Annotated in this window: 7 protein-coding genes; 1 reads left to right on the top strand and 6 read right to left on the bottom strand. The window is 66.5% G+C overall.

Annotated elements, in window-relative coordinates; all coding sequences use genetic code 11:
- Positions 1 to 13 precede the first annotated feature (13 nt).
- Positions 14 to 421, bottom strand: coding sequence for a VOC family protein (locus AD89_RS0112465; protein ID WP_025779355.1), 408 nt, complete (start codon positions 419 to 421; stop codon positions 14 to 16).
- A 181-nt stretch (positions 422 to 602) separates the two neighbouring features.
- On the bottom strand, positions 603 to 998 hold the full coding sequence (locus AD89_RS18620; protein ID WP_035320721.1) for an acyl-CoA thioesterase: 396 nt from the start codon (positions 996 to 998) through the stop codon (positions 603 to 605).
- Between the two features lie 174 nt (positions 999 to 1172).
- Here AD89_RS18620 and AD89_RS0112455 point away from each other — a divergent pair, with 174 nt between their 5' ends.
- Positions 1173 to 1535, top strand: a complete 363-nt coding sequence (locus tag AD89_RS0112455) for a response regulator transcription factor (protein ID WP_025779353.1) — start codon at positions 1173 to 1175, stop codon at positions 1533 to 1535.
- 108 nt (positions 1536 to 1643) lie between these two features.
- Here the strand turns inward: AD89_RS0112455 and AD89_RS18615 are convergent, their stop codons facing one another.
- The 4 genes from AD89_RS18615 to AD89_RS0112435 form a co-directional block, all read right to left on the bottom strand.
- Positions 1644 to 3500, bottom strand: a complete 1857-nt coding sequence (locus AD89_RS18615) for a glycosyltransferase (protein ID WP_025779352.1) — start codon at positions 3498 to 3500, stop codon at positions 1644 to 1646.
- Complete coding sequence (locus tag AD89_RS0112445) at positions 3497 to 5227, bottom strand: sensor histidine kinase (protein WP_025779350.1); 1731 nt, start codon at positions 5225 to 5227, stop codon at positions 3497 to 3499. Before AD89_RS0112445 ends, AD89_RS18615 begins: the two co-directional genes overlap by 4 nt.
- Before the next feature lie 114 nt (positions 5228 to 5341).
- Positions 5342 to 6340: an electron transfer flavoprotein subunit alpha/FixB family protein gene (locus AD89_RS0112440; protein WP_025779348.1), complete on the bottom strand. Its 999-nt coding sequence runs from the start codon at positions 6338 to 6340 to the stop codon at positions 5342 to 5344.
- Complete coding sequence (locus AD89_RS0112435) at positions 6337 to 7167, bottom strand: electron transfer flavoprotein subunit beta/FixA family protein (RefSeq protein WP_025779347.1); 831 nt, start codon at positions 7165 to 7167, stop codon at positions 6337 to 6339. The genes AD89_RS0112440 and AD89_RS0112435 overlap by 4 nt, the downstream gene beginning before the upstream one ends.
- Position 7168 lies beyond the last annotated feature (1 nt).

Raw genomic sequence — 7168 nt, 5'->3', positions numbered from 1 at the left:
CGTCGGGTAGCAATTAGGGGGTGAGGGTGGCGAAGAGGTCGACCTTGTTGCCGTCGGGGTCGGAGACGACGGCGTAGCGCTGACCCCAGAACGCGTCCCAGGGTTCGTGGACGATTCCGGCCACGGGGTCGGAGTTCTCAGCGCCACGGCCGGTGAGCCGGGCGAATGTCGCATCGACCGCCTCGGCGGTGGAGCAGTCGAAGGCCAAGGACATCGTGTGTCCGCCCGTCGGCCGGGTCCATTCGGGGTCGATGCCGAGCATGACCGCCTCGGTGTCGAGCAGGACCCGCAGGGACCCGGAGGTGAACTCGGTGTGCGGGGCGTCCGGGCCGCCGTCGGCGAGCTCGAGGCCGAGCGCGGAGTAGAAGGTGATGGCGGCGGGCATGTCTGCGGTGATGATGGAGATCGCGTCGAGTTTCATGACTTCAGACTATGCGGACGGTTGGTGGCGCGGCTTGAACGAATCGGCCACGGTTGCGCGGCCAACGCGGCGTTCTCGCTGCCCTTGGGTGGGCGAAGCGGTCACTTTGAGTGGGCGAAATGGTCACGTCCGCAGCGGTTTCGCGCGACCGTTTCTCCCACTTGGTGAAGCGGTTCGCTCCTCAGTCCTGCAGGTACGGTTCGAAGACGGAGCGCAGCTGGGGCGTGAGCGGGGCGGGCTTCGCGGTCTCGCGGTCGATGTGCACGAGCACGCAGTCGTGGTCGAAGACCTGACGCCCATCCTGGTCGCCACGGGTGTTGACGGTGAACGAGGAGTTGCCGAGCTTCTTCACGGTCACCGTCATCTTCAATTCCGGGCCGTACATGACGGGAACGAGATAGTCGATGGTCTGACGGGCGACGAGCAGACCTCCGCCGGTGATGTGACCGGCCCGGATCTCGTGCATCCAGCGCACACGGCATTCCTCGATGAGGGTGATCATCCGTGCGTTGTTGACGTGCCCGAGCAGATCCTGGTCCGACCAGCGCACTTCTGGTGAGAGTTCGAAAGTGGCCATGACTGCCTCCGTGAGCTGATTGGGAACGATGTCTGAACGATCGTTCCATAGTTAACCAGTTTGCGTGCGGCCACGGAAATCTCGCGTCTGCCGTTGCCGGGAAGACTAAGCTATGGAGCGAACGCAGGAGTCCGGGCGCGGCAGTCTGAGCCGGAAGTGAAGGGACGGGTCGGTATGGATTCGAAGAACGCACTGGTCATCGAAGATGATGACGATATCCGCCGGCTGCTCGAGGTCGTTCTGGAACAGAGCGGATACACCGTCGACTCGGTGGCGACGGGCAAGCTCGGGTTCGAACGCTTCGATGAGGTCGAACGCACTCTCATCACCGTCGACCTCGGTCTGCCCGATATCGACGGTCTTGAACTCCTGCGGCAGATCCGACCCCGCACCGTGGCGACGATCGCGGTGATCAGCGCCCGGGCAACCCAACGAGACAGCGACGCCAGCGTCGAGGCCGGGGCCGATGCCTTCCTCACCAAACCCTTCAAACCACGCGAGATCCGCGAATTCCTGCAGGCGATGGACACGGAATGAGTCGGACGCGCTGATCGCTCGGTTCAGCGGCTGTCGTCAGGCCGCACCGGCGGAATCTCGGAACCGGCGGAATCTCGGTACCGGCCCGGATGAGCGCCGGCCCGGACCTCAGTGCTGGCCGCGGGTCGGCAGGTCGAGGAAGCGGGCGCGGATCTCGACGATCGTGTCGTCTCCGACGCGGGACAGGCGCGGCAGTGCGGCGCGGGCGGCATCGAATTCCCGGCTCTCGACCAGCGTCGTGAAGTCTTCGGCCGCGACCTGCAGGCGGCGTGCCCCGACCATCGTCGACGCCACCCGGATGCTGGCGATCGCATCGCTGATTCCCAGCACATCCTCGGCGGCCACGGCCTGCTGCAGGTTCGCCAGACGGCGAGGCCAGATGAGGGCGAACCGGGACACGATCTCCACGGCGTATTCGTCCCTGCCTTCGAGCTCCTCGGCGAGTTCGGTGAGGCTGCTCTGGTCGAGCAGCGGAACGACCTGCAGCGCTGCCGGGGTGAACGTCGAGGTGACGAGCACGTCGTCGGCGTTGCGTTTCGTCTTCGCCCACGAATTCCGGCCGGTGACCATGCGGGCGATCGCGCGGGGATAGTAGAAGTACGTGAAGTACACGTAGACGAGATACCCCAACCCCAGCAGCACCGAGGTGGTCCGACCGATGGGTTCGGGACCCCAGCGTCGGTAGAGCGGACCCCACAGAGCGTAGGGGAGGATGACGAACACGAGCCCGGTGAGAACGATGATCCAGGTCGCGGCGTCGCTGACGAAGCCGAAGAATCCCTGGGCGATCGCGACGGCGGTGACGATCGGGATGAGCAGAAGGTTGAGCATCATCAGCCACGGCTGGCTCATGAAGTAGTGGATCTCGACGAACCCGGGAAACCTCAGGGCACGGCTCTTGCGCAAGGCGGGCAGGTTCGACGCGCACTCCATGATTCCCTGGCCCCACCGGGTTCGTTGGGTGAGCAGCCGGCGGAAGTAGGGCAGCGCCTCCTGGGACACGTGCGCCTGCGGGAAATAGCCGTTGCGGAAGCCGCGGGTGAGGATGTTGAGTCCCAGTTCGTAGTCCTCGCTGAGTTTGTTGCCCCACGGCTCCCCGTGGTCTTCGGTGAGTGCATCGAGGACGGTCAGCCGGGTGAACTGGCCATTGCCGCCCATGCCGACGGTGCCTGTGGTCACGCGCAGCTGCTGCATCGCCGAATTCGACGTGCGGAACTCGATGTCCTGCATCCGGACGAGGAATCGTCCGAGGAGGTTGAGATACCAGCCGCGACCGGGGCGTGGCTGCTTGTCGCCGCGGTTTTTCATCCACACTTCGAGCTGGGCCGCGCCGAGGGTGTCATCGCCGAAGCCCGCCGGGCCCGAGAGCACGGCCAGAGCATTGTCGGAGAGGAACCCGTCGGCGTCGAGGACCCCGATGACCGCACGAGCACGCTCGTCAGGATCAGCACCGACGTACTCGGACACCGAGAGGTACGCCGCATTGAGCGCCTTGCCCTTGCCTGTCCGGGCTTCGGGCAGAAGCCGGGAGATGAGATGGGTCCGGTCGTCGACGTCCATGATGTCGGTGACGATGGCCGCGGTGGAATCTTCGCTGGCGTCGTCGATGACCCAGATGTGCGCGGTGGGGAAGGACGTCCTTGCGGCCGAGACCGTCTCGGCGATGACGGATTCCTCATCACGGCAGGGGATGAGGAAATGCCAGGTGAAATCCGTCGGGTCGCCGGGGTCGACGGCCTTCTGCCGGACATAGGCGATGAGCAGCAGGCTGACGTAGGCCAGTGAGAGAGAGGCCGTGATCGTGATGGTGATGAGCGCGATGTCGAACCACCAGTACTCGCCGAGGCGTCCGAAAGATCCGGAGAAGCAGAAGATGTAGGCCGCGAGCACCCCGTAGACGAGGGACAGGATCACCGCGAGCGGTCCGATCTGCCTCGTCGAGGATCGGCTGTCATGTCCGGTCACGGTCGGGTTCCTTCGACGGGGGAGGGGATGCGGACGCTGAAGACGCTGCCGTGACCTTCGGCCGAGGACACCGTGATGGCACCGCCGTGCGCGTCGACGATGCCTTTGACCAGGGCGAGCCCCAGCCCGACGCCGCGCTGACTCGATGCCTGGGCCGCGGCGCCGCGGAAGAACGCGGTGAAGAGCTGGTCGACCTCGGCGGCGGGGATCCCCGCACCGTCATCGACGACGTCGAATCCGGAACCGAGCGCATCGGACTGCGTCCTGACGGTGACGCGATGGCCGCGCCCGGAGTACTTGATGCCGTTGACCACGAGGTTCGTCAGCACCTGCCTGATGCGCTGCGGGTCGGCCGTGAGCATCGGTTGTTCCGTTGCCTCGACGGCGAGCTCGACTCCCTGGTCGGCGGCCGTCGACCGCAGCTGCGCGACGACGTCGTCGATGAGCGGGGTGAGTTCGAACTCGGTGATCTTCAGTTCGAACCGGTTCGACTGCGTCTGCCGGGTGCGCAGAATGTCCTCGACCATCGTCAGCAGCTGATCGGAGTTCCGCTGGACGACGGTCAGATAGGATGCGATCGCCGAGGCGGCCGCGGGGGAGCCGTCGTCGAGTTCGTCGAGTGCGAGCTCCGTATAGCCCATGATCGACGTCAACGGGGTCCGCAGCTCGTGGGAGACCGAGGCGAGGATCCGTTCGCGGGCCCGGATGAGCTGCTGAGTGGCCGTGACGTCCTGGGTGGTCACGATCGTGTGCGGCGCGATGCTCGGATGCCCCTGCCAGCCCACCGCCGTGACCGACAAGGCCAGCTGTTCGCCGTCCTGTGGGCCCACCCAGATGAGTTCATCGGAGAACCGTTCGCCCCGGCGAGCACGTGTCAGCGGTGAGTTCGACGGGGGAATGCGAGTGATCCCGTCGGCGCAGAACATGTCCACCTCGTCGACGGCCGCGTCCATGGCGCCAGCGGCGACGGCGTCCGCCGGGGAATCCTGCTCGCCTGTCATCCGCGCCACGGCGGCATTGAGGTGAGTCGTGAACGCCGGATTCTCGAAGACCGTCGTGCCGTTCTCGTTGAGGACCTTCACCCCGACGTCGACGCTCGCCCCGGTGCCTCGCAGCAGGGTGCTCGTCCTCCGCAGATCTCGCGTCAGATCCCGCTGTCGATCGAATGCCGCACTCAGGCGCAGATTCGTCGAGCTCAGACGCGTTTCGAGACCGATGATCATCGCGGAGACGAGGATCACGGCCACCGGTTGGATGAGCGCGAGCACGATCCGGGCGGCATCGACGGGCCGTTCACCGTCGAACAGGCTCACCGGTGTGAGGGTGATGAGCACGGCCGCCACGGAGATGAGGGCACCGCGCGTGCGGAAACTCGTGACGAGCCAGACGACCGGGGTGAAGGCGAGGATCGACAGGACTCCGCCGTCCGGGTAGGTGGCCCACCGGCACAGGCCCAGGGCGAGGAAGTCGAGCAGCGGGATGACGAGGTTCGGCACCCAGGCTCGGGAGAACTTCTCCGAATACACCGCGCCGAGCGTGGCGACGAGGAGCAGACCGGCCCCGGCCAGGATCGACTCATCGGCGACCGCGGAATCCGGTCGCAATGCGCTGAGCAGGGCTGCGCTCGCCCCGAGCAGGATCGCGAACGAGACCTGGTGGATGATCGTGAAGGCTTTGGTATCCCCGGCGACGAAGCCGAGGTAGGCGATGCGGGCGAGCCGGTTCACCGTCGATCCGCCGATCGCGTCGAACTCGTGGGGACAGAGCGCACGACAGCCGCCTTTCGCCGCTTCCGGGAGGCCCCGTCTCTTCCGAGGTCCTTGAGGAAACTATAACCGCGCTCAGCCGCGACGGCGGACGATCTCCTCGTTGACGGCTCCGACCACCTCGTGGAGGTCGCCGATGATCGCGTAATCGGCACGCTGGACCATCGTGGCCTCCTCGTCGGTATTGATGGCCACGAGCGTCTTCGCGCCCTCGATTCCGGCCATGTGCTGGATCGCTCCGGAGATCCCGCAGGCGATGTAGACGTCGGGGGAGATGCGGCTGCCGGTCTGGCCGACCTGTTCGGTGTGTGGGCGCCAGCCCAGACCCGTGACCACACGAGAGACGCCCAGGGCCCCGCCGAGGTGGTCGACGAGTTCGAGGACTTCGGCGAATCCGTTCTCCGAACCGACCCCGCGACCGGCTCCGACCACGGACTTGGCTGAGGTCAGTCCGGACGCATCATCGGCGGCCTCGACCTCGGTGCGCTGGACACGGGTGGCCAGGTCCGCCTCGGCGACGGTGAGGTCATAAGCGATGATCTCCGGGGTTACCGGGGTCGTCTCTTCGGGAGTGCAGGCGTGGCCGGCGATCGTGAGCACCTGCAGATCCCCGTCGAGGCGGAGGCGTTCGAAGGCAGTGCCGCCGTGGACCTGACGGAGCAGCCCGTCTTCAGCGGCGGCGATGACATTGGCGGCCATGCGGGCACCGGTGCGCACGGCCGCATGAGCCATGAGCTCCATGCCCCGCGGGGTGCCCGAAGCGAGCAGTGTTCCGGACTCCGGAGTGACGTCGACGATCGCCTGTGCCCACGCCGCCGCCGAATACTCCGCGAGATCCGGATGCTCGAGATGGTGGATGACACCGACCCCGAGCCGTCCCAGCTCCTCCACGGCGGAATCGCTGAGTTCCCCGATCACCACCGCTTCCGTGCTACCTGACGGGGGCCCAGATACCTCGCGCGAGGTTGCTGCGCCGCCGTCAGGTAGTAATTGGGTGCGGGCGAAGGTGAGGGCTTCGGCGGAGGTGAGTGTGACCTCGCCTGCCGGGTCCAATTCGACGAAGACTAGGGTCATGGCCGGATCACTCCGATCTCTTCGAGCACATCGACCAGGGCGGGAGCCGCTTCGGGCCCCTCGCCGAGGATGGTCACCGAACTCGCCTTCACCTCAGGCAGTTCGAGCCGGATGCGGGGGCTGCCCGTCCCAGGTTCCGGGGCGTCATATTCGACGATCGGGGCCTTCTTCGCCTTCATCCGGCCGGTGATCGAGGGATAGCGCGGATCGACCCCGCCCTCGTGGGCGGCGACGACGGCAGGCAGGTCGAGTGAGAAGATCTCCGTTCCCGCCGGCCCGATCCCGCGCGCGTCGATGCGGCAGGCGCTGCGCTCGCCGCCTCCGCTGCTCCCGGCGCTGGCACCCGCGCCGGCACCGCCACCTGAGACACCCAGAGTCTGGATGTTCGTCAGCACCGGGTACTCGAGGTCGTAGGCCAGGCGGATACCGACCTGGAAATCGCCGGTGTCGGCGGCATCGTCCCCGGTGAGGACGAGATCGAAGGTCTGTCCCGCCTCGGCGCGATCGCGGATGACATCGCCGATGATCTGCGCGATGTCCTCGGGTGCGAACACGGACGGGTCTACCGCCTCGATGAGGATGCCGTCGTTCGCACCCACGGCCACGGCCGCTCGCAGCTGTTCGATCGCCTCGGCGGGACCGACCGTGAGCACGGTGACCGTCCCACCCGTGGCGGCCGCGGTCTGGATCGCGAGTTCGACGGCGCATTCCTCGTGCGAGGACATGGTGTGGCCGAGCCCGGAGTCGTCGATCCCGGCACCGGTGGCATCCAGGGTGACGGAGCCGGCGATATCGGGGACGCGTTTGATGCACACGAGGATGTTCATC

Origin of the sequence: Brevibacterium sp. VCM10, assembly GCF_000583215.1 — a bacterium.
Taxonomy (GTDB): domain Bacteria; phylum Actinomycetota; class Actinomycetes; order Actinomycetales; family Brevibacteriaceae; genus Brevibacterium; species Brevibacterium linens.
This window is presented reverse-complemented; position numbering and strand designations above follow the sequence as displayed.